Origin of the sequence: Streptomyces sp. F001 (genome assembly GCF_004187715.1) — a bacterium.
Classification (GTDB): domain Bacteria; phylum Actinomycetota; class Actinomycetes; order Streptomycetales; family Streptomycetaceae; genus Streptomyces; species Streptomyces flavusporus.
Window position 1 is genome coordinate 162,397 of the sequence record NZ_QZWF01000008.1, and the last position, 20,331, is coordinate 182,727.

The 20,331-nt window shown below is 70.9% G+C and carries 20 protein-coding genes, 1 tRNA gene and 1 pseudogene; 11 read left to right on the plus strand and 11 right to left on the minus strand.

All coding sequences use genetic code 11. From position 1 onward, the window contains the following. Nucleotides 1-62 precede the first annotated feature (62 nt). The 3 genes from StrepF001_RS27115 (at nucleotide 63) to StrepF001_RS27125 (ending at nucleotide 3,281) form a co-directional block, all read left to right on the plus strand. On the plus strand, nucleotides 63-1,973 hold the full coding sequence (locus tag StrepF001_RS27115) for an FAD/NAD(P)-binding protein (RefSeq protein WP_240797697.1): 1,911 nt from the start codon (nucleotides 63-65) through the stop codon (nucleotides 1,971-1,973). A gap of 82 nt (nucleotides 1,974-2,055) precedes the next feature. Continuing rightward, nucleotides 2,056-2,508: a DoxX family protein gene (locus tag StrepF001_RS27120; protein ID WP_129800842.1), complete on the plus strand. Its 453-nt coding sequence runs from the start codon at nucleotides 2,056-2,058 to the stop codon at nucleotides 2,506-2,508. Nucleotides 2,509-2,660: 152 nt separating this feature from the next. Further along, the gene (locus StrepF001_RS27125; RefSeq protein ID WP_165396379.1) at nucleotides 2,661-3,281 is read left to right on the plus strand and encodes a VTT domain-containing protein; all 621 of its coding nucleotides are present in this window, start codon (nucleotides 2,661-2,663) and stop codon (nucleotides 3,279-3,281) included. Between the two features lie 16 nt (nucleotides 3,282-3,297). Here the strand turns inward: StrepF001_RS27125 and StrepF001_RS27130 are convergent, their stop codons facing one another. Further along, nucleotides 3,298-3,528 carry a DUF2277 domain-containing protein gene (locus tag StrepF001_RS27130; RefSeq protein ID WP_129800844.1) on the minus strand — a complete coding sequence of 77 codons (231 nt, stop codon included), beginning with the start codon at nucleotides 3,526-3,528 and terminating at the stop codon, nucleotides 3,298-3,300. A gap of 200 nt (nucleotides 3,529-3,728) precedes the next feature. Between StrepF001_RS27130 and StrepF001_RS27135 the strand changes: the two genes are divergently transcribed. After that, the gene (locus StrepF001_RS27135; protein WP_129800845.1) at nucleotides 3,729-4,631 is read left to right on the plus strand and encodes a 2-dehydropantoate 2-reductase; all 903 of its coding nucleotides are present in this window, start codon (nucleotides 3,729-3,731) and stop codon (nucleotides 4,629-4,631) included. A gap of 54 nt (nucleotides 4,632-4,685) precedes the next feature. Here StrepF001_RS27135 and StrepF001_RS27140 read toward each other — a convergent pair whose 3' ends face one another. Then, nucleotides 4,686-5,726: a PP2C family protein-serine/threonine phosphatase gene (locus StrepF001_RS27140; RefSeq protein ID WP_346656966.1), complete on the minus strand. Its 1,041-nt coding sequence runs from the start codon at nucleotides 5,724-5,726 to the stop codon at nucleotides 4,686-4,688. Between the two features lie 210 nt (nucleotides 5,727-5,936). Then, entirely contained in the window at nucleotides 5,937-6,407 is a 471-nt protein-coding gene (locus StrepF001_RS27145; RefSeq protein WP_129800847.1) for a DUF3592 domain-containing protein, read from the minus strand. A 255-nt stretch (nucleotides 6,408-6,662) separates the two neighbouring features. Between StrepF001_RS27145 and StrepF001_RS27150 the strand changes: the two genes are divergently transcribed. Both StrepF001_RS27150 and StrepF001_RS27155 read left to right on the plus strand, forming a co-directional pair. Next, complete coding sequence (locus StrepF001_RS27150; protein ID WP_129800848.1) at nucleotides 6,663-7,016, plus strand: hypothetical protein; 354 nt, start codon at nucleotides 6,663-6,665, stop codon at nucleotides 7,014-7,016. A 113-nt stretch (nucleotides 7,017-7,129) separates the two neighbouring features. After that, the gene (locus StrepF001_RS27155) at nucleotides 7,130-7,669 is read left to right on the plus strand and encodes a GNAT family N-acetyltransferase (protein WP_129800849.1); all 540 of its coding nucleotides are present in this window, start codon (nucleotides 7,130-7,132) and stop codon (nucleotides 7,667-7,669) included. A 45-nt stretch (nucleotides 7,670-7,714) separates the two neighbouring features. Here StrepF001_RS27155 and StrepF001_RS27160 read toward each other — a convergent pair whose 3' ends face one another. Further along, entirely contained in the window at nucleotides 7,715-7,888 is a 174-nt protein-coding gene (locus StrepF001_RS27160) for a zinc-binding dehydrogenase (protein ID WP_129800850.1), read from the minus strand. 187 nt (nucleotides 7,889-8,075) lie between these two features. Continuing rightward, nucleotides 8,076-8,150: transfer RNA gene (locus StrepF001_RS27165), tRNA-Val, on the minus strand. 227 nt (nucleotides 8,151-8,377) lie between these two features. Between StrepF001_RS27165 and StrepF001_RS27170 the strand changes: the two genes are divergently transcribed. From StrepF001_RS27170 to StrepF001_RS27185, 4 genes are all read left to right on the plus strand, one after another. Next, nucleotides 8,378-9,214, plus strand: coding sequence for a DUF4097 family beta strand repeat-containing protein (locus StrepF001_RS27170; RefSeq protein ID WP_129800851.1), 837 nt, complete (start codon nucleotides 8,378-8,380; stop codon nucleotides 9,212-9,214). A gap of 74 nt (nucleotides 9,215-9,288) precedes the next feature. Beyond that, nucleotides 9,289-10,683, plus strand: a complete 1,395-nt coding sequence (locus StrepF001_RS27175; protein WP_129800852.1) for a hypothetical protein — start codon at nucleotides 9,289-9,291, stop codon at nucleotides 10,681-10,683. 129 nt (nucleotides 10,684-10,812) lie between these two features. Then, nucleotides 10,813-11,397: a DUF4383 domain-containing protein gene (locus StrepF001_RS27180; RefSeq protein ID WP_129800853.1), complete on the plus strand. Its 585-nt coding sequence runs from the start codon at nucleotides 10,813-10,815 to the stop codon at nucleotides 11,395-11,397. A gap of 9 nt (nucleotides 11,398-11,406) precedes the next feature. Then, on the plus strand, nucleotides 11,407-11,625 hold the full coding sequence (locus StrepF001_RS27185) for a zinc ribbon domain-containing protein (protein WP_129800854.1): 219 nt from the start codon (nucleotides 11,407-11,409) through the stop codon (nucleotides 11,623-11,625). Nucleotides 11,626-11,721: 96 nt separating this feature from the next. Here StrepF001_RS27185 and StrepF001_RS27190 read toward each other — a convergent pair whose 3' ends face one another. From StrepF001_RS27190 to StrepF001_RS27200, 3 genes are all read right to left on the minus strand, one after another. After that, on the minus strand, nucleotides 11,722-12,534 hold the full coding sequence (locus StrepF001_RS27190; protein WP_129800855.1) for an HAD family hydrolase: 813 nt from the start codon (nucleotides 12,532-12,534) through the stop codon (nucleotides 11,722-11,724). After that, nucleotides 12,534-15,011 (minus strand): phosphoribosyltransferase, encoded by a 2,478-nt coding sequence (locus tag StrepF001_RS27195; protein ID WP_129800856.1) that lies wholly within the window; start codon nucleotides 15,009-15,011, stop codon nucleotides 12,534-12,536. The genes StrepF001_RS27190 and StrepF001_RS27195 overlap by 1 nt, the downstream gene beginning before the upstream one ends. A 139-nt stretch (nucleotides 15,012-15,150) precedes the next feature. Continuing rightward, nucleotides 15,151-16,320: an HpcH/HpaI aldolase/citrate lyase family protein gene (locus tag StrepF001_RS27200; protein WP_129800857.1), complete on the minus strand. Its 1,170-nt coding sequence runs from the start codon at nucleotides 16,318-16,320 to the stop codon at nucleotides 15,151-15,153. Nucleotides 16,321-16,526: 206 nt separating this feature from the next. On the opposite strand from StrepF001_RS27200, the gene StrepF001_RS27205 reads away from it, so the two are divergent. After that, entirely contained in the window at nucleotides 16,527-17,420 is an 894-nt protein-coding gene (locus StrepF001_RS27205; RefSeq protein ID WP_129800858.1) for a TerD family protein, read from the plus strand. A 180-nt stretch (nucleotides 17,421-17,600) separates the two neighbouring features. Here StrepF001_RS27205 and StrepF001_RS48320 read toward each other — a convergent pair. The 3 genes and pseudogenes from StrepF001_RS48320 to StrepF001_RS27220 form a co-directional block, all read right to left on the minus strand. After that, nucleotides 17,601-18,308 (minus strand): annotated as a pseudogene (locus StrepF001_RS48320) (Tellurium resistance); the annotation flags it as partial. 121 nt (nucleotides 18,309-18,429) lie between these two features. Beyond that, a complete protein-coding gene (locus StrepF001_RS27215) occupies nucleotides 18,430-19,572 on the minus strand; it encodes a DUF475 domain-containing protein (RefSeq protein WP_129800859.1) in 1,143 nt (380 codons plus the stop codon). 125 nt (nucleotides 19,573-19,697) lie between these two features. Further along, the gene (locus StrepF001_RS27220) at nucleotides 19,698-20,273 is read right to left on the minus strand and encodes a TerD family protein (RefSeq protein ID WP_129800860.1); all 576 of its coding nucleotides are present in this window, start codon (nucleotides 20,271-20,273) and stop codon (nucleotides 19,698-19,700) included. Between the last annotated feature and the right edge of the window lie 58 nt (nucleotides 20,274-20,331).

The window sequence follows — 20,331 nt, forward strand, 5'->3', positions numbered from 1 at the left end:
GACCGTCCGCTTCCTGCGGGTGGTTCGCCGCTCTGCGCCCCACACGCCCGGGAGTCACCGCTTTGTCTGCACCGACCGCGGAGTCCGCATCGGAGTCCTCCATACCGGGGTCCCCATCGGCCCCGGTTTCCGTCGCCCTGGTCGGTGCCGGGCCGCGCGGCACCAGCGTCCTGGAACGTCTCTGCGCCTCCGCCCGTGAACTCCTCCCGCCCGGCACCTGGCTGACGGTCCATGTGATCGACCCGGCGCCGCCCGGCCCCGGCCGCGTCTGGCGCACCGCGCAGTCGGCCGAGCTGCTGATGAACACCGTGGCCTCGCAGGTGACCCTGTTCACCGACGACAGCGTGGACTGCTCAGGGCCGATCCGACCGGGGCCCAGCCTGCACGAGTGGGCGGGCGGCGAGCTGGGGCCGGACGAGTATCCGACCCGGGCGCAGTACGGCCGTTACCTGGAGTGGGTGTTCGCCGAGGCGGTGCGGCAGGCCCCGCCCGAGGTGCGCGTCGAGACCCACGCCGCCCGCGCGACACGGCTCGACGACGGCCCTGACGGCCGTCAGGTGCTCGCCCTGGACAACGGCCGTACGCTGACCGGCCTCGCGGCCGTCGTCCTCACGCAGGGCCATCTGCCGGCCGCCCCGGACGCGGAGCAGCGGCGCCAGGCTGCCTACGCCGACCGTCATGGCCTGCGGCACATCCCGCCCGCCAACCCGGCGGACGTGGACCTGTCCGCCCTCTCCCCCGGCGAACCGGTGCTGCTGCGCGGCCTGGGCCTCAACTTCTTCGACCACATGGCCCTGTTGACCACCGGCCGCGGCGGCCGTTTCCTCCCCTCCGGCACAGGGCTGCGCTATGTCCCCTCCGGCCGCGAGCCACGCCTGTACGCCGGCTCCCGGCGCGGCATCCCGTACCAGGCGCGCGGTGACAACGCGAAGGGGCCGTACGGCCGTCACACCCCGCTCGCGCTGACCCCGGAGGTGATCGCGGGCTTCCGCAAACGTGCGGACTCGGGCGACGCACCCGACTTCCTGTCGGAGATATGGCCGTTGGTGGCGAAGGAGGTGGAGACGGTCTACTACACCACGCTGCTACGCCGCCCCGACTTCGCCGAGCACTATCTCGCCGTCCCCCATCGCGGCCCCCAAGAGGCCCGTCTGCTCGACGAGTTCGGCGTCCCGGCGGCCGAACGCTGGTGCTGGGAACGGATCTCCCGCCCGTACGCGGGCCGCGCTTTCGACGGCCCCGGTCAGTGGCGGGACTGGCTCCTGTCGTATCTGCGCGAGGACGCCGCGCAGGCCGCCCTCGGCAATGTGCACGGCCCGCTCAAGGCCGCCCTGGACGTGCTGCGCGACCTGCGCAACGAGATCCGGCTGATCGTCGACCACGGCGGACTGTCCGGCGTCTCCCGCCGGGACCATCTGGACCGCTGGTACACGCCGCTCAACGCCTTCCTGTCCATCGGCCCGCCCCGGCGCCGCATCGAGGAACTGGCCGCGCTGGTGGAGACGGGTGTGGTGGAGGTGCTCGGGCCGCGCCTGGAGGTGCGGTGCGCGGACGGGGCGTGGGTGGCGCACTCGCCCGACATACCGGGCTCGGCGGTCCGCGTGACGACGCTCATCGAGGCCCGGCTGCCGGAGCCCGACCTGCGCCGGACCGCCGACGACCTGCTGGCCGGGCTGCTGAAGACCGGACAGTGCCGCCCGCACACGGTCGACGGTCACGAAACGGGAGGGCTGGACGTCACGCCCCGGCCCTATCGACTGGTGGACCGTCAAGGTGAGCCACACGCCCGGCGGTTCGCCTTCGGGGTGCCCACGGAGGGCGTGCACTGGGTGACGGCGGCGGGGGCCCGGCCCGGGGTGGATTCGGTCACGTTGTCGGACGCGGACGGGGTGGCTCGGGCCGTGCTGCGTACGGCGGCGGAGCCGCGGGCGACAGCAAACCGACAGGTTGTTGAACTTGCAAGCATTGATTAGGGCTGCCTACGCTCGACTCTCGTTCGATTACGTCACCGGCAGGCCATCCGTGTGGCCTGCCTGACCGTAGGAGCCCCCCACAATGACCGCACGCCTCAACAGCGCGCAACCGTACGTCCTCGCCCTGTTCCGGATCGTGATCGGCCTGCTCTTCTTCTGCCACGGTGCCTCCAAGCTCTTCGGAGTCCTCGGTGGCGCCGACGGCCAGGGCGGGACGGTGTCCGCGGGCACCTGGCCCGGCTGGTACGCCGCCGTCATCGAGCTCGTCGGCGGCGCCCTGGTCATGCTCGGCCTCGGCACCCGCGTCGCGGCGTTCATCGCGTCCGGCGCCATGGCGTACGCGTACTTCAAGGTGCACCAGCCGGGCGCCCTGTGGCCGATCCAGAACGGCGGCGAGGCCGCGGCCCTGTACTGCTGGGCCATGTTCCTGCTGATATTCACCGGCTCCGGCGCCCTCGGCCTGGACCGGCTGTTCGCCGGGCGCTCGACGACGGCGGGGAAGCCGGCGGGCGAGCGGTCCCCGGTGACGGCCTGATCCTGCCGGAACCTTGTACATACGGCGCTCTTTCTCACGCGGGTGAGGGAGGGCGCCGTCGTTCTGGCACCGAACGCACGAACCCCCTGTGACCCTTCTGTCACACCCCAGGCGTACGCTCTATGGCTCACGGGGGAGCAACGGGAGTCGCGGTGCTGGAGAGTGTGGGGTCACTGACAGGCAGTCCATGGATCTACGCCATGGTCGCTGTGTCGGTTCTCCTCGATGTGTTCGTTCCGGTACTGCCGAGCGGCGTGCTGGTCATCATGGCCGCGACGGCCGCGGGCTCCGGTGCGGCGACCGGCCAGGTCCCGGACAACGTCCCCGACATCCTGGCCCTGACGCTGTGCGCGACCACCGCATCCGTGCTGGGCGACCTGGTGGCATACCGCCTGGCCTGGAGCGGCGGCGCCCGACTGGACCGCGCGCTCGCCCGCTCACCCCGCCTGAGCACCGCGCAGGAACGTCTCGGCATGGCTCTGGCCCGGGGTGGTGGCGCCCTGGTCGTCCTCGCCCGCTTCGCGCCCGCCGGCCGCTCGGTCGTCTCCCTCACCGCCGGCGCCGCACACCGCCGCGCCCGCGACTTCGTCCCCTGGTCCGCCCTCGCCGGCCTCGCCTGGGCCACGTACAGCGTCGCCCTCGGCTACTTCGGCGCCCACTGGCTGGGCACGACCTGGCTCGCCACGGGTGTGTCCGTCCTGGCGCTGTTCGCGGCCGGCGCGGCGGCGACGTACCTGATGCGCCGGCGGCCAGAGCCCGGGGAGACGGCGTAACCCGCCTCGCCCTCTCCTAACCTGCCTGCCGAGCCGTCTGCCCCCGCACCTCCAACCCGGCCAACAACTCCGCCGTCGCCTCGGCGATCACATCGACGGCGCGGTCGAAGACCTCCTGGTTGTGTGCGGCGGGCGCCCGGAACCCGGAGACCTTCCGCACGTACTGCAGGGCGGCGGCCCGAATCTCGGCCTCGGTGGCCTCCTCGGGCAACACCGGCGGACGAAGCGTCTTGATGCTGCGGCACATGGGTCCAGTGCATCACAACTGCCGACGCAGCTGCGGGCAGTCGGGCCGCTGGGACGGACCGCCGTCTCCGCCGACACCCCACCCCACGTCTCCCGTCTCACACTCCGAATCCGCCATACCCCTCCCCCACCCCCGCCTGCAATGATCCACTCCGAGGCGGCCACCTCCCCGGGGCCGACCACCGAGAGGAGCCATATTCCATGGCACACGACAAGCTCACCGTCGCGGTCCTGGGCCCCGGAGGCGTGGGAGGCCTGCTCGCCGCCCTCCTCGCCCGCACCGGGCACCGTGTGATCTGCCTGGCCGGCGAGGCCACCACCGACACCCTGCGCACCACCGGCATCCGCGTCCGCAGCGCCCGCTTCGGCGACTTCACCGCCGACGTCGAAGCGGCCACCGAGCTGCGCGAACCGGTCGACGTCTGCCTGATCACCGTCAAGCACACGGCCCTGGACGCCGCGCTTGCCCGCGTCCCGGTCAGCGCCCTGGGCGACGGCCTGCTCGTCCCCTTCCTGAACGGCGTCGAACACCCCTCCCTCCTCCGCTCCCGCTACCGCCCCGACCAGGTCGCCCCGGCCGTCATCCGCGTGGAGTCGACCCGGGTCGCCCCCGGCGTGATCGAGCACACCAGCCCCTTCGCCGAGGTCGATCTGACCGGCGACCCCGTACCCCGCGAGCGTCTCGACACGCTGGCGGCGGCGTTCGCGGCCGCCGGCCCCACCACCCGCGTCCTGGACGACGAGGCGGCGGCCCTGTGGGCGAAGATGTCGTTCCTCGCGCCCTTCGCGCTGCTCACCACCCGTTACGCCCTCCCCCTGGGCGACGTACGCTCCCGGCACCGCGACGAGTTGACGGCCCTGGTGGCGGAGACGGCCGCGGTGAGCCGTGCCTGCGGCGGCCCGGCCGACCCCGGCCAGGCCCTCGCCCGCTACGACGCCTTCCCGCCCGGCACCAAGTCCTCCATGCAACGCGACGCCGAAGCCGGCCGCCCACTGGAACTGGACGCCATCGGCGGCGCGTTGCTCCGCGCGGCCGAACGCCACGGCGTACCGACCCCCGTGACGGCACGGCTGGTCCGAGAGCTGAAGGACGCCGGCCACTGACAGGATCTCCAGCGGGGGTCGTCATCCACGCGCGGCGACAGCAGCTCCACCGCCCTACGTGTCGGCTTCGTCGTCGAGCCGGTCGACGAGGATCATCGCCACATCGTCCGTCAGGCGGCCCCCGGCGTGGCGGATCAACGCCTTGTGCAGTTCGTGCAGGAAGTCCGCCGGGGTGGTGCCTGCGCCCATGCGCTCCATGGCCTCCCGCAGGTCGAAGAAGTCGTCGTCGCGGTTGCGGGCCTCGATCACGCCGTCGGTGTACAGCAGCAGCCGGTCGCCGGGAACGAACGGATAGCTCTCCGGCTTCTCGGGAGGGCCGGTGACGAGGTCTTCCAGGCCGAGAGGCGGCTGTGGCGAGGAGGGCATCAGAGCCTGAACTCTGCCCTGGTGCAGCAGCAGCGGGGGCGGATGACCGCGGTTGATCAGTTGCACCACGGCGTCGTCCGGCACCTGGGCCATGAGCGCGGTGGTGAATCCCTCCATCAGGACTTCCTCGTCGTACGCACCGGGCACGGCCGCCTCCCGCCGCAGCGCGTGCGCGCAGTGGTTCATGACCTCCATCAGCTCGTCCTCGCAGTGCGCGACCACCCGGAACGCGCCCAGCGCCCTCGCGACCGCGCGCATGGCGTTCAGTCCCTTGCCCCGGACGTCCCCCACGATCATCCGGACGCCGTAGCGCGTCTGCACGGCCTCGTACAGATCACCGCCGACCTGTGCCCCGGTCCCGGCCGCGAGGCACAGACTGGCCGCCCGCAGAGGGCCCAGGCGCTCGGGAACGGGCCGCAGTATGACCTCCTGTGCTGCCACGGCGATCCGGTGGACCTGGTCGAGCTCGCTCTGCCTGTACGCACGCACGGCGCTGCTCGTCATGAAACTGGCCAGGGTGACCAGGGTAAGAGCCAGGAAATTGGTATAGACCTGCAGCGTGCCCCAGGCCTGGTTATAGGTAGCGGTGGTCACGCTGATCGCCAGAGCCAGAGCCGCCGCCGAGGTGGTGCCCTTGGGGCCGATCGTCACTGCGGCCAGCGCCGGCGTCGCGACGAGCAGGGGACCGGTGTAGATGAAGTGGGCGGGGGTGAGCTCGATGACCAGCACGCCCAGCGCGATGACGAAGGGTACCCACCTCGCAAGCGTGAGGAGAACCCGACAGTGACCGCCTGCTCCCCGTCGAGGAGGAGTGCGGAGGACCGACCGCATGGGTAAAGCCTGCCTCGCCGAAGTTGAACTCTCCACTTCAACGCCCTTATGCCAGGTCAGGCGCCCAGTCCTACCCGTCGTGACGGAGCACTGCAGGGAACATGCGGCCTAGGAACGTCCCCGCGTCGCCCACGCAACGGCTGTCCCGATCCCCGCGATCAACAGCCCGATCCCACCGAAGATCAGTGGCAGCAGCCACAGCGAGGTGAACCCCTTGATCCGCGCGTCCTCGGGGGAATCCGCGCGGTAGAGCACCTCGACTCGCTCGCCCTCCTCGTACGCCGGTGGATTGGAACCCGTGGAGTCCTGGAACGTCCTCTGCGTGCCATCCGCCGACGTGAACTCGACCACCGGGTACGCCGCGGGCCTGTCGTCCTCCCGCTTCTTGCGGGATACGCCGTCGTGGTCGTTCCGCCACTCCAGGGCGACCACCGTGCCCGGGGCACGCTCCGCAGTCGCCAGGAACGAGACCGACACCCCCGCAAGGATCAGCCCGACGACCAAGAACAGCGCCCCGAACGCGATCGCCCCGAACGTGATCCACCGACGGGCGCCCTGCCCACGCACCTGAACCTGCACGACGTCCCCCTCACTGGTCCGGAGTGAGAGGGACGCCATCCCAGAGATCCCGGTCGCCGTGCGCCCGCCCTGGGAGTTCAGCACCGGGCCGCCGTTCAGGAGTCGCCCAACCCGCCCCCCGGACCGGCCAACTACAACGCACCGTATGGCCAACCATCGCGCTCACTGGCCAACTGGCGCGCCCAGGCACACCCGTTCGCATGAACCACGGGAAGAAACTCGCCACCCAAAATCGAACAGGCGTAGCATTGCGGCGTGGCTACGACCTATGACTTCCCTAGCGACCTCCGCGCCGGTCAGGAGGAGCTGCATCAGGTCCGGGCCGAGTTGTCGGTCCTGCTGAAGCGGCTCCCCTGGTCGGTCGAGCCCCTGGACGGCTTCAGCGACGCCGGCGGCTGGCGCAAGATCGAACGCCCCGCCTCCCCCGGCTGGACGGCCGACGAACAGGCCGAGGTCGAGAAGCTCCGCCAACGCGAGCACGAACTCGCGATCTTCGTCACCACCCACCGCTACTGGTCGGAACTCACCGGCCCGGACCGCGTCGACGCCCGCGCGAAACTCAAGCACGCGCACGAGACGCCGTCGGAACCCGAGCGGAAGGAAACCTGAAAACGATCAAGGCCCAGATCTCCGGGTTCCTACCTGTCTCGGCGTCATCGAGCCACAGTTCGGCGTGCCAGTCCTCGGCGATGAGGAGGCGGTCGTGCGATAGGTTCCCCGCCATGTCTGGACTCGGCCCCGTCGCCTGGCCACCTGCCCCGATAAGGACCGAACGGCTCGTGCTCCGCGAGTCCGAGGCCCGGGACCGTGCGGCGTTCATCGAGCTGCACGCCTCGCCGGAGGTGCATACCTACCTGGGCGGCCCCCGGCCGCGTGACGAGCTTGAGCGCGAGATGCCCGAGGTGCCCGGGCGGTGGCCGGGGAGTTTCGTCGTCGATCTCGACGGGGCAATGATCGGCCAGATCCTGCTCAGGAGAGCAACGGAGCACCGTCGCCCGGCTGCCGTGGGGAAGGCCGATCTCGGCTACCTGTTCCTGCCGCGGGCGTGGGGATTCGGGTACGCCGCCGAGGCGTGCGCGGCGGCACTCGACTGGTTCGACGGCGTCCTTCCCGGCGAGCCGGTGGTGCTCGCCACCCAGACCGCCAACGTCGCCTCGATGCGCCTCGCGGCAAAGCTGGGGTTCACCGAGGTGGAGCGGTTCGAGGCATGGGACGCCGAGCAGTGGCTCGGCATGCGGTCCCCGGTCACGCCGTCCGGTTGAACCAGGCGGTCTCGTTCGGATCACCGTTCAGTCGACGCCGGTGCTCTACAGGGTCACGAGGATCTTGCCGGTGTGCGTGTCGGACTCCATCAGCCGGTGCGCGTCGGCGACGCGGTCCAGCCCCTCGAAGGTCTCGGCGATCACGGGCGCCGGCGTGCCGTCGGCCAGTCCCGAGCCGATGTACGCGGCGGCGCGCCCTCGGAAGTCGGCATGCTCCACGAGAGGGCCGTCGTGGCCCTGTCCACCCGTGACGGCAGGGCCACGGCACGGTCATCATCCGCAACGCCGACGGTCACGGTCCTTCTGGCGCGTAAGTGGCACGGCAGCCCGGCTCCGCCGAGAAAGACCGAGGCCCAGGTCTCCGGGTTCACACCCGCTGACCTGGGCCTTCGTCGTGTCCTGCAACTGGTGGGCGCGGACGGTTTCGAACCGCCGACATCCGCCTTGTAAGGGCGGCGCTCTACCGCTGAGCTACGCGCCCAGGACGAGTCGACAGCCTACCTTGCCCAGGGCACTGTCCTGCAAACGCGTATCGCGGGGCAGGCGACCCCGTGGGGGCGTCCCGGGCGGGGGATAACCCCACCCCGGATTCGGGAGTGGTCCGGATCCCCCGGATGAGGCCCGGTGCCTACGGTCGAGGAGTCGCCTTCCCGGCACCCACAGGCCGGGACCGGGGCGTCTCGCAGTCCGTCTCAGGGGGAGATCCTCATGGCCCGTACCGTTTCCGTTTCCGTTGGCGCTCGTGCGGCCGCTGTCGTCGGCGCCGTCATGGTCGTCGTCGCGGGGGTCGCCGGCTGCGGGGCGTCCGCCGGGGAGGACACGGACCCCGAGCAGCGGTCGTTCTCGCTGCGGGGTTCCACGCTCACCGTCGACTCCGACGACTCCGCCCTCGAGATCGTCGCCGCGGACGACAACCCGGCGGGCCGTATCGAGGTCACCCGGTGGTTCGAGGGCTCGGTCGTTGCGGGCAGCGATCCGAAGGTGACCTGGTCCATGGAGAACGACCGGCTGGTGCTGCGGCTGAAGTGCTCCGGGTTCATCGCCGACTGCTCGGCCAAGCACCGCATCGAGGTGCCGCGCGGCGTCGACGTCAAGGTCGAGAACGGGGACGGCAGCGTACGGGCCCGCGGCTTCGAGGACGCCCTGAACATCCGTACGGGCGACGGCTCGGTCCGGGTCGAGAAGACGACCGCGGCGCTGAAGGTGCGCAGTGGCGACGGGTCCGTGCACGTCAGTGGCGCCACCGGACCGGTGGAGCTGCGTACCGCCGACGGCTCCGTCCGCGCCGACGTCAGCTCCCGCGAGGTCCGCACCCACACCGGCGACGGCTCGGTCCGGCTCGAACTGGGCGCCGTACCGGACCTGGTGGAGTCCAGCAGCGGCGACGGCTCCGTCACCGTCTCGCTGCCCCCGGCCACGTACCGCGTGAGCACCGAGACCGGCGACGGCGCGGTCGATGTGTCCGTGCCCCGCGACGACTCCAGCGACCATGTGGTGTCCGCCCGCACCGGCGACGGCAAAATCACGGTCCGGACTGCGAACTAACAGGCCCGTGTGTTCGTCCTTAACCGGTGGGAGAATGACACCGGGCAGGGCGGATGACAACACGGGAGAGGGATGTGACGGCGACACCACCTCAGCCGGAATCGCCGTCGATGCCGCGCGCGCACCGCCCTGGGCAGGTGTCCGCCGCGGTCCGTGACGCCCTCACCCTCATGAGCCTGCCCCTGGTCGCCGCCCTCGCGCTGCCGGCCGCGTTCGCCGGTGGCGGCACCCGGCGGTGGTTCGGCGGGCGTGCCGAGAGTCAGCGTGCCGAGGCGCAGGCCGCCAAGGACGCCGCCGCGGCCGCCTTCTACGAGCTCGACACCGCCCAGCGTGATCTGCGGATCTCGATCGAGACGATCGCAGCCGTCGACGACTCCCCCGCCGCCCGCCGCGCCGCCGCCGACTTCGAGGCCCTCGGCCACCGCATCGACGAGGCCAGCCACCGCTACATCGAAGCCGTCGACGCCCACGACCTCGACCGCGACGATCTGGAGGCCTCGGCCGCCGGCCGTGCCCGCACCGAACTGACCCGGGCCAAGGACGAACTCGGCCGGGTCAAGCAGGACCTGGACCGGTTCGCGGACGGGCTCGGTCCGCTGCTCGGCAAGGCCGAGACCCAGCTCGCCCGGCTGGCGCCCGCCGTCGAACGCGCCCGGCAGTCGCTGCTCGCCGCCTCCAACGCCCTTGACACGGTACGGGGATCAGGGCTGCGGGCGGACGATCTCGCCGCCCGCCTCGCCGCCCTCGCCCCGGAGCTGACCAAGCTGAACCAGGGCGCCGGACAGCATGGCGTACCCCAGACGCTCGAGCGGGCCGAGCGCGTCGCCCGGGAGGCCGAGGCGATCCGCGCGGAGGCCGAACGGCTGCCGGAGCGGGCCGCCGAGATCGACCACCGGCTGGTCTCCCTGCGCACCCGCGCGCAGGCCCTCACCACCCGGGCCGGTCAGGTGGAGCCGGTGCTGAGCGAACTGCGGCGGCGGTTCACCCTCGCCTGCTGGCAGGACCTCCAGCATGTGCCCGGGCAGGCCGCCGAGACCGTACGGCAGGCCGAGCTGAAGCTGACCGAGGCGCAGGCCGCGCGCGACGCCCAGCGCTGGCCGGACGCGACGGCTCTGCTGTCGACGGCACGGGCACTGCTGAACTCCACCGACGAGGCCGTCTCGGCCGCCGGTGACCGGCTGCAGCGGCTGAACGCCGTGCAGAAGGACCCGCAGCAGGAGATCGACCGGACCCGGTTCGCGATCCGGGACGCACAGCGGCTGGCCATGGCCGGCCGCCACACCCCGGACCCGCGTCACGCCCGCCCGCTGGACGACTCCGTCGGCCGGCTGGAACGGGCGATCGCCACGCTGGACGGCCGCCACCCGGACTACTGGCACTTCCTGACCGAGACGGAGGCGGTGCGGCAGACGGTGGCCGGGGTGGTCGCGCAGATCCGGGAGGAACGCGGGGGCGCCGCCGGTCACTGAGCGTGGCCCGGTCGCTGACCTGCTGTGGAGCCCGGATGCGGCTCGGACGTGTTGCCCGGCGGGGCAGAGCGGGCAGATATTGAAGGGCAAGGGAAGTATGGCCTCCGCTCACGCCCAAGGGAGGCGGACATGGCCACACACGCAGCGCACGGGGGAACACGGCGGCGGATCCGGTTCGACGATCACCTTCCCGTCGACCACCGCCTGAACCAGGTCTACCGCGTCGGCGCGGGTCTGATGGGTCTGGTGCTGATCGCCTTCGGCATCCTCGGCCTGATCGACAAGGTCGGCTTCTTCGACACCCGCGGGGACCAGGTCGCGGGCCTGAACACCAACGGCGCGCTGAGCGTCCTGTCGATCTGCGTGGGGCTGCTGCTCTTCGTCGGCATGGTGATCGGCGGGAACTTCGCCTCGACGCTCAACATGATCGTCGGCATCGCCTTCATCCTCAGCGGCTTTCTGAACCTGGGGCTGCTGGACACGGAGTACAACTTCCTCGCCTTCCGCATCCAGAACGTGCTGTTCAGCTTCGTGTTCGGTGTGGTGCTGATGTTCTTCGGGATGTACGGGAGGGTCGGCTCGGCGCTGCCGCACGACAACCCGTACTGGCGGGCCCGCCATCCCGACCTGGTCGAGCCGGAGCCGCGGGAGCAATCGCGGGCGGCGGCCGTGGCGCGCGACGAATCCCGGCGGCCGCCGGAGAGCGCCCGTTAACCTGTGCGTATGCCTCGCTACGAGTACCGCTGCCGGACCTGCGGCGACACCTTCGAACTGAGCCGCCCCATGGCCGAGTCCTCCGCCCCGGCCACCTGCCCGACGGGCCACGACGACACGGTGAAGCTGCTGTCGACCGTGGCGGTGGGCGGCTCGGCCACCGCCCCTGCGCCGGCTCCGCGAGCCGGCGGCGGGGGCGGGTGCTGTGGCGGAGGCTGCTGCGGCTGACGGCGTTGCCCGGACGCGGGCCGCCACCTCCTACGGCCGTTCCCGGACGCGACCGCCACGCCGCCTACTGCCGTGCCCGGACGCGGCCGTCACCGCCTACGGCCGCTCCCGGGACGCTCGCAGGAACTCGCGCAGGATGCGCTCCCCGGCCAGTACCCCGCGCTCGGGCAGAGAGGTGATGTCGGGGGCGCTCCACCCGCTGTCGGCCAGCTCGCCGTGCCCCGGACGCCAGCCCTTGTCCACCGCGAGCAGCAGGTCGGCGTCGAGAAGGGAGTCACCCGCGGCGAGCGTGAGGTCGGCGCCGGTGCGGAGGGCTATCTCCCGCATGGCCGCGCTCTTGGTGAGCGGCTTCGGCACGGCGTAGATCTTGCGGCCCTGCAGAGAGACCGTCCAGCCGCGGTTCTCCGCCCACACCGCGAGTTCCTTCACCCACTCCTCGGGGAGCAGCTCGCGCTCGACGACGAGGTAGGCGAAGAGGTCGTCGGCGACCCGGTGCTTGCGCACCCAGACCGGGTCCGCGGCCCTCAGCAGATGTTCCTGCACCTCGGCCAGCGACGCGCACTCGTCGGCCAGGCGGGCCGTCACGCGCGCGTACCAGTCGGGGTCCGACACCCCGTCCACCAGCAGGTGCCCGCCGTTCGCGCAGATCGCGTACTTCGGCGTGGGGCCCGGCAGGTTGATGCGGTGGTACTGCTTGCGGGTGCGGGTCGTGGTCGGCACGAAGACCGCGGAGTCGGCGAGGTCCGCGAGCAGTGCCGCCGACGTCTCGGTCATGTACGAGAGCGGCTTGCTCTCATGCACCTCGACGCACAGCAGCCGTGGCGCCCGCGCGTCCGGCATCGTCAGCGACAGGGCCGCTGCGGAGTAGATGAGCGTACGGTCGAGGTCGCTCGCCACCAGCACCGGCATCAGACAGCCACCGCCCTTCCGTCGGCGCCCGTCGCGCCGCGCGTGTACTTGGGATGGATCAGCCCCACGCAGGTGTAGGGGAGCTCGGCGACCTCCTCGACCGGTACCCCGCGCTGCTCGGCGAGCAGCCGGACGTGGTCCAGGTCGGGGCCGGCGCCGGCGCGGGCCAGGATCTTCCACGGCACGCGGCGCAGCAGGACCCGCGTGGTCTCGCCCACGCCGGGCTTGACGAGGTTGACGTCGTGGATGCCGTACTCCTCGCTGATGCGCTCGACGGCCGCCCAGCCTTCCCAGGTCGGGGTGCGGTCGGCGGCCAGCAGTTCCTTGACGGCGGCGTCGACCGCGTCCACGGCCTCGTCGAAGCAGGCGGAGACGGCGTCGAGGAAGGCCGTGGAGACGTCGGCGCCGGCGAGTTCGCGGTAGAACTTGGCGCCGTGGAAGTCGTTCGGGCCGACCAGGTCGGCTCGCAGCACGGTGCGCGATATCAGGCCGGACACCGTGGAGTTGAGGCAGGCGGACGGGATGAGGTAGTCCTCGCGGGTGCCGTAGGTCCGGACGCAGGAGCCGGGGTCGGCGAGCACGGCGATCTCCGGGTCGAACCCGGTGACGCCTTCCGCTTCCTCGAACTCGCGCAGTGCCGCGGCCAGTTCGCGGGTGATGGCGCCCTTGCCCGTCCAGCCGTCGACGAAGACGACGTCGCGCGGGTCGTGCCGGGCGGCCAGCCAGCGCAGCGCGTTGGCGTCGATGCCGCGGCCACGCACGATGGACACGGCGTAGTGGGGCAGGTCGAGGCCGTGCCGGTGCTGCGCCCAGCGGCGCATCAGGATGCCGACGGGTGTGCCCGCGCGGGCCAGGGAGACCAGGACCGGGCGCGGCGACCGTTCTGCGAGGACGGTCTCGGTGACCACGCCGACGGCGTGGGCGATGCGCGCCGCGGAGGTCTCCAGGGCGGCGTGGAAGAGCTCCTGGTACTGCTCGCTGGGCTGGTACTCCACCGGCAGGGACTCCGCGTAGTGCGCACCGCCGCTCTGGATGGCCTCCTCGCGCTCCTCGGTGGGTGCTTCCAGCGTGACGTCCGACAGGTCCTGCAGCAGCCAGCCGACCTCTTCGGGCGCGTACGAGGAGAAGGCGGGGCCGCGAAGGGGCTCGGGCAGCATGGCGGGCCTTTCGGAGGCATGCGCGGCCTCGGGAACGTACGACGGTACGACCGCGAGCAGAACGTGCGGAGTGTGCGCGGCAAGCTGGGTGAGGAGCCCGTCGGGTGCGTGCAGGGCGGGGGTGTCGGCGGTCGAGTCGACGACGGCGACGACGGCGTCGAAACCGCCGCCCGCGACGTTGTAGGCGTAGCGCTCGCCGGGGCCGTCGGCCGGGTTGTCGTGCGCCGGGAAGACCAGGCGGGTGCGTATGGCGTAACCGGGGTCGTCGACGGCGAGGACGGGAGAGCGGGTCGTGGTGGAGAACCGTATGTCGGCGGGCGGGACGAGGTGTTCCAGCTCGCGGGCGAGGCGCAGCGGCGCGTACATCAGCTCCTCGCTGCCGAGGACCAGCACGCGCCGGGCGCCCGGTGGCAGGGTCTCCGCGAGGCGGGCGCCCATGGCGGGCAGAGCGGCCTCCAGGCGCCTGCGGTGGGCGGCGGTGAAGCCGTGCCGGCCACCGTCGGGCACCCCGGCGGGCCAGCGCAGCTCGACCCGGGTGACGGCGCCCGCGGAGCCACGGGCACCCACCGGCCCCGTCTGTTCGTGTGCGGCGACCAGGGCCCGGCCCTTCTCCAGTACACCGTCCGGCAGGCGTACGGTCCCCTGGGCCGTTGCGACGAGGTCCACGCGGGCGCCTATCTCGTCCGCGAACTCCGCGAGGCGGTCCTGGTCGGTGGGCGAGCGCATGTCGACCAGGGCGACGACGACGTACCGGCCGCGGGGATAGCGCTCGTGCAGGGCGCGCACGGTGTTGAGGACGGTGTTGCCGGTGGAGAACTCGTCGTCGACCAGGACCAGTGGCCCGTCCCCGGCGAGCAGTTCCGGGTCCTCGGGGAGCAGCAGATGGGAGGTGGCGTGCGAGTGGGACTCCTCGAAGCCGCCGGCCTGCGCGACGCCGGGCACGGGGCGCCGGGTGGAGTGCAGGTACGGGGCGTGGCCGAGGCCGTCGGCGACCGCGTGGCCGAGCCCGGTGGCCGTCTCCGCATACCCGACGACGACCGCGGCGCTCGCCCCGGCGTCCCCCAGCAGCTCCCGGACCCTCCGCCCGAGGGCGAACCCGGAGCCGTAGACCACCGACGGGGACTGCGGTACGTGCTTGCCGAGCACGTTCGACACGAGCAGGTGCGCCCGCTTGGGGTTGCGTCGCAGGGCGAGCCCCAGCAGGTCGGCCAGCGTGTCGTCGCCGGCGAGTTCGACCCCGAGCCGCTCGGCGACCCAGGTCCCGGACCAGGTCCCGTTCCCGTCGGCTCGGTTGTCCCCGTTGTTCACTGCCTTGTCCATGCGTTCCTTGTGTTCACCGGTGTTCGGCACCTTGTGTTCGGCGGCTTCAGTGGTTTCGGCGGTTCTCGGCGGTTTCAGTTATTCCCGGCGGTTTCAGCGATTTCGGGGTTTTCAGGCGTTCCGGCGGTGTCCGGCGGCATCAGCCGGGGATTCCCGCGGCCAGCAGTTCCACGAAGCCGATGTCCTCGTTGGCCACGCCGAACACCTCTGCGCGCAGCAGCGTCCGCTCGGCCCAGGCGCGGTGCGGCTTCACCTCGTTCATCTTGTTCGTGTACGCCGACCTCAGCACGCCACCGCCCAGCCGCTCCGGCCGCAGGATGTCCTGGGCGTCGCTGAACTCCTCGTGACTGACCACCGACAGAGCGTGCACCGGCAGCACGTGCGAGGGATGGATGCAGGTCTTGCCGAGCAGACCGTTGGCCTGATCCAGCGTAATCTCCCGCAGCAGCCCGTCCATGGCGTGCTCGATCAGTGCCTCGCGCAGTTCCTCGGCCTGTCCCTCCAGGAAGGGGCTGCGCCGCAGCTGGGGCTTGAACATACGTTCCTGCACGCGGAAGTACTCCCACACCGGCCCGGTCACCGTGAATCCGGTGCCGTCGGCCCGTCCCAGCATGTTCACCACGTCGGCGATCACGGAGGCGACGATCTGGACGTCGTAGGCGGTCATGTCGGGGGGTCTGCGCAGCCCGTACGAGGAGCAGAAGTCCGTCACACCGAGGCGCAGCGCGAGCACGCGGTCGCGGTACTTGTCGACGGCCCGGAAGATGCCCTCCAGGGTCTCGACCCGCGACTCGCGGTACAGCAGCTCGGGCGACTCCAGCACCGGCATGGCGTAAAGCCGCTGCCCGCTCGCCGCCTCTGCGGTGGCCACGGCCTCCAGGAAAGGGATGCCGCGTTCCTCCGTGAACTTCGGCAGTACGAATCCGGACAGCAGCCGGACGGCGGGGCCGAGGCGGCGGACCAGGTCGGGGATCTGCCCGGGTGTGCGGACGCGGATGAACAGCAGGGGCAGATCGGTGTCGTCGACGCGGCGGGCGAGCTCGGTGAACTGGCGGACGAGGTTCTCCTCGCCCGCGCAGACGTCCGCGTCGTCGATCGAGTCCTCCAGGCACAGCACCATCGAGACCACGCCGCGTCCGGTCTGCTTGACGATGTCGTCGGCGAGCCGAGGGCGGGTCGCCGGACTGTACAGCGTGGCGCCCAGGGCCGCGGAGAGCAGCCGGGCCGGGGAGCCGGCGGTGAAGTCGCACGGCTCCTGATGGAAGAGGCGCTGCCGCACCTCAGGGGCGATGTGCCCGAAATGACGCATAAAGCTCCCCCGTGGTGACTGAGCGGCCGATGTGCCGAGTAAAGGTGGCCGGTAATAGTACGTAGAAGGCCATGTCAGGGGTTCCCGCTGGGCATGAATTTCAGGTAACGCAGGGCAAGCAGGGCCATGTCGGCGGCACTGCGGGGCGGCCCCGGAACCCCGACCCCGCGTTGTCGTGACCAGGACGGAGAGGGCAGGATGACCGCATGACGCACGCGATGCTGAAGGGGTCGAACGTCCCGCTCGAAGCCACGACGGTGCGCGCCGTGCTGCGCTGGATGCCCGGGCAGGGGGTCCCGGATGTCGACGCCTCGGCGCTGCTCCTCGGCCCCGACGGTCGTGTGCGCTCCGACGAGGACTTCGTCTTCTACAACCAGCCCCGGCACCCCTCCGGGAAGGTCTGGCGGCTCGGCAAGAAACGGGTCACCGAAGGCCTGACCGACACGATCCAGACAGACCTGTCCGGTGTCGAGTCCGACGTCGGCCGGATTCTGCTGGTCGCTTCGGCGGACGGCGTCGCGTTCGACTGCGTACAGTCACTGCGCATCCTGCTGTACGACGCGGCTGCGCCGGACGGTGAGCCGCTGGCCTACTTCGACGTCAAGCCGGAGACCGGTGAGGAGACCGCACTGATCTGCGGTGAGCTGTACCGGCGGGGCGAGGGGTGGAAGTTCCGGGCACTCGGCGAGGGGTATTCCAACGGGCTCAAGGGGCTGGCGACGGACTTCGGGATCTCGGTGGACGAGTCGGAAGCCGCTCAGGAGCCTGCCCCGGCCGCCGACACCACGTCCGCTCCGGCACCCCGGTCGGCACCCGAGGTGTCGCGTCCCCTGCCCCCGGAGCAGCCGACGACGGCCGCACCGGCGCAGACCGCGCAGCCTGCGTACGGGTATCCGCAGCAGCAGCCCGCGGCAGCGGCGAGTCAGCCGGCGTACGGGTATCCGCAGCCGACCAGCCAGCCTGCGTACGGGTATCCGCAGCCCGCTCCGGCGACCGCGCAGTCCGGATACGGATATCCGCCACCGGTGCCGGTGCCGGCCGCCGCACCGGACCCCGACTTCCGGCTGCCGCCGCAGGGGCCGCAGTTCATCGGGCGCTGAGCGCTCCGCCGGGTGCCGCGATATCGCTCCGCCGGGTGCCGCGGTATGCCGTCGGTCGGCTGCGGCACCGCTGTGGCTTGTCGCGCCCACGCGGCGGTAGCCGCATATCGAAACAGCCCCGCACCCCTTCGGGGGCGCTGCCCAACCGCCCTCAGCGCTGCGACTTCGTCTTGTGCCCCCGCCCCACTGCAGCCCCCATCCGTACAGCCGGTCCAGCTCCGCCTGGAAGCCGTACACGAACTTCACCTCGCGTCGGACCCACACCTCGTTCTTGACGTTCTCGATCATCACCACGGCGCAGGAGCGGGCCTGGGGGTGGCGTTCGTCGAGGCCGATCTCGATGCGGGGGCCGTTGCTGGGGTAGAGGGTCACGATGGCGTGGGTGCGGTCGAACGCGGGGGTCTGGTCGTAGATGTAGACGAAGACCAGGAGGCGTTTGATCGCCTCGCGGTGGTCCAGGTTGACGTAGATCGTCTCGCCCGACGCCGAGCCGAAGCGGTCGTCGCCGCTGAGCTTGACGTAGGGCGGTGCGTTGACGTCACCGAAGTATCCGCCGAGGGGCTGGACCACGCCCCGGGTGCCGTCCTGGAGCTCGTACAGACACCCCAGGTCGAGGTCGACGTTGACCATGCTCTGGCTGTGGCCCACGACCTCCGGCGGCTTGAGCGCCTTGAACGGGTGCCGCAGCAGACTCTCCCGCTGCGGCCCGCCTATGTCGGAGCTGCGCATCCGCCACGCCAGGTTGATCCGCAGATGCCCGTTCGCCGCCCCCTGCTTGGTGAGGGACACCTGGCTGTGCCGTTTGGTCAGTTCGATCGCGTTGGTGGCCGCGTTGCCCGAGTCGAACTCGGCCGCGCGTCCGCGCCAGAGCCCGTCCAACAAGCCCATTTCCGCCCCCACATTCGCTTGCCCCACACCTGCGCCTGACAGACCGGCGGGGCGGCCGTCGAGGACATCCAGCCGTCCTCAATGACCGCCCCGCACAGAGCGTTCCTCACCCGGAGGGGTGTCACACCCCGGACGAGACCTCAGTCTTCTCGTCCGAGCCCGCTTTTCCCTCGGCCGCCGCCAGCGCGCGGTTGCGGCGCACCGAGGACCAGAAGGACCAGGCGATCAGGGCGACGCCGATCGAGCCGGTGATGACCTCGTGGATCTCGTACTGGATGGTGACGAGGAGGAGCACGGCGAGAGCACCGATCGCGTAGTGCGCGCCGTGCTCCAGGTAGACGTACTCGTCGAGGGTGCCCTGGCGGACCAGGTAGACGGTCAGCGACCGGACGTACATGGCGCCGATACCGAGGCCGAGGGCCATCAGCACGATGTCGTTGGTGATGGCGAACGCGCCGATCACACCGTCGAAGGAGAAGGACGCGTCCAGGACCTCGAGGTAGAGGAACATGAAGAACGCGGCCTTGCCGGCCAGCAGGACGGCGGACTTGGGCTTGCCGGTGCGCTTGGCCTCTTCCTCCGCCTCGTGCTCGCGCTCCTCCTCTTCCTCGAGCTTGTCCTCGAAGAAGCCGGAGAGACCACCGACGATCATGTACGTGATGAGGCCGGCGACGCCGGAGAGGAGCACCGTCGCCGACTTGTCCGCGGGCCCGGCGTGCAGATGGGCGTGGGTCGCGAAGGTCATCGAGGTGACCAGCAGGACGATCAGCGCGATGCAGACCGACAGCATGTCGACCTTGCCGAGCTTGGCCAGCGGCCGCTCCAGCCAGGTCAGCCACTTGATCTCCCGGTCCTCGAAGATGAAGTCCAGGAAGATCATCAGCAGGAACATGCCACCGAAGGCCGCGATCGCCGGGTGGGCGTCGGTGACGAGCTCCTGGTAACGCTCCTTGTCGGTCAGCGCGAGGTCGACGGCCTCGATCGGCCCCAGCTGTGCACTGACGGCGACGATGACGACGGGGAAGATCAGCCGCATACCGAAGACGGCGATCAGGATGCCGATGGTGAGGAAGATGCGCTGCCAGAAGGCGTTCATCTTCTTCAGGATTCCGGCGTTGACCACTGCGTTGTCGAAGGACAGCGAGATCTCGAGGATGGAGAGGATCGCCACGATGCCGAAGGCGGTCCACCCCCCGTAGAAGACCGCCGCGACGAGGCCGAGCGCGGTGACCGCGAACGACCAACCGAAGGTTTTCAGAACCACTGGCTACCCAATCCTCTGTGTACGGGGCTGCCCCGCGACACGCTCGGCTTTACGAAACTTTGAAGCCGAAGTCTAGTCGGCCGCCCCCAGCGCCCCGCGCGGCCCCGACTTTTGCTCATATCGCGTCAAGAGACGTTGACGCCGAAGTCCAGGGCGATGCCCCGCAGCCCCGACGCGTATCCCTGTCCTACCGCACGGAACTTCCATTCTCCCTGGTACCGGTAGACCTCGCCAAAGATCATGGCGGTCTCCGTGGAGGCGTCCTCACTGAGGTCGTAGCGGGCGAGCTCCTGGCCGTCGGCCTGGTTGACCACCCGGATGAAGGCGTTGCTGACCTGGCCGAAGGTCTGGCCGCGCTCGTCGGCCAGGTGGATCGAGACCGGGAAGACGATCTTGTCGCACTGGGCGGGCACCTTGGAGAGGTCGATGAGGACCGACTCGTCGTCGCCGTCGCCCTCACCGGTGAGGTTGTCGCCGGTGTGCTCCACCGAGCCGTCCGGGCTCTTGAGCTGGTTGTAGAAGATGAACCACTCGTCGCCCAGCACCCGTCCGCTGCTGCACACCAGGGCGCTGGCATCGAGGTCGAACGGGGCTCCGGTGGTGGAACGCGCGTCCCAGCCGAGCCCGACCATCACCTGTGTGAGGTTCGGCGCGGCCTTGGACAGGGAGACGTTGCCCCCCTTGGCGAGCGTGACGCCCATGATGCTGGTCCTCCCCTGGGTGCTGCTGCCTGATGTGGTTGTCCTGCGCGTCCGGCGC

Excerpts from the sequence above, each read along its gene's own strand:
- StrepF001_RS27120 (WP_129800842.1), top strand. The coding sequence starts at position 2,056 with ATGACCGCACGCCTCAACAGCGCGCAACCGTACGTCCTCGCCCTGTTC.
- StrepF001_RS27130 (WP_129800844.1), bottom strand. The coding sequence starts at position 3,528 with ATGTGCCGCAGCATCAAGACGCTTCGTCCGCCGGTGTTGCCCGAGGAG.
- StrepF001_RS27135 (WP_129800845.1), top strand. The coding sequence starts at position 3,729 with ATGGCACACGACAAGCTCACCGTCGCGGTCCTGGGCCCCGGAGGCGTG.
- StrepF001_RS27155 (WP_129800849.1), top strand. The coding sequence starts at position 7,130 with ATGTCTGGACTCGGCCCCGTCGCCTGGCCACCTGCCCCGATAAGGACC.
- StrepF001_RS27170 (WP_129800851.1), top strand. The coding sequence starts at position 8,378 with ATGGCCCGTACCGTTTCCGTTTCCGTTGGCGCTCGTGCGGCCGCTGTC.
- StrepF001_RS27180 (WP_129800853.1), top strand. The coding sequence starts at position 10,813 with ATGGCCACACACGCAGCGCACGGGGGAACACGGCGGCGGATCCGGTTC.
- StrepF001_RS27185 (WP_129800854.1), top strand. The coding sequence starts at position 11,407 with ATGCCTCGCTACGAGTACCGCTGCCGGACCTGCGGCGACACCTTCGAA.
- StrepF001_RS27190 (WP_129800855.1), bottom strand. The coding sequence starts at position 12,534 with ATGCCGGTGCTGGTGGCGAGCGACCTCGACCGTACGCTCATCTACTCC.
- StrepF001_RS27195 (WP_129800856.1), bottom strand. The coding sequence starts at position 15,011 with ATGGACAAGGCAGTGAACAACGGGGACAACCGAGCCGACGGGAACGGG.
- StrepF001_RS27200 (WP_129800857.1), bottom strand. The coding sequence starts at position 16,320 with ATGCGTCATTTCGGGCACATCGCCCCTGAGGTGCGGCAGCGCCTCTTC.
- StrepF001_RS27205 (WP_129800858.1), top strand. The coding sequence starts at position 16,527 with ATGACGCACGCGATGCTGAAGGGGTCGAACGTCCCGCTCGAAGCCACG.
- StrepF001_RS27220 (WP_129800860.1), bottom strand. The coding sequence starts at position 20,273 with ATGGGCGTCACGCTCGCCAAGGGGGGCAACGTCTCCCTGTCCAAGGCC.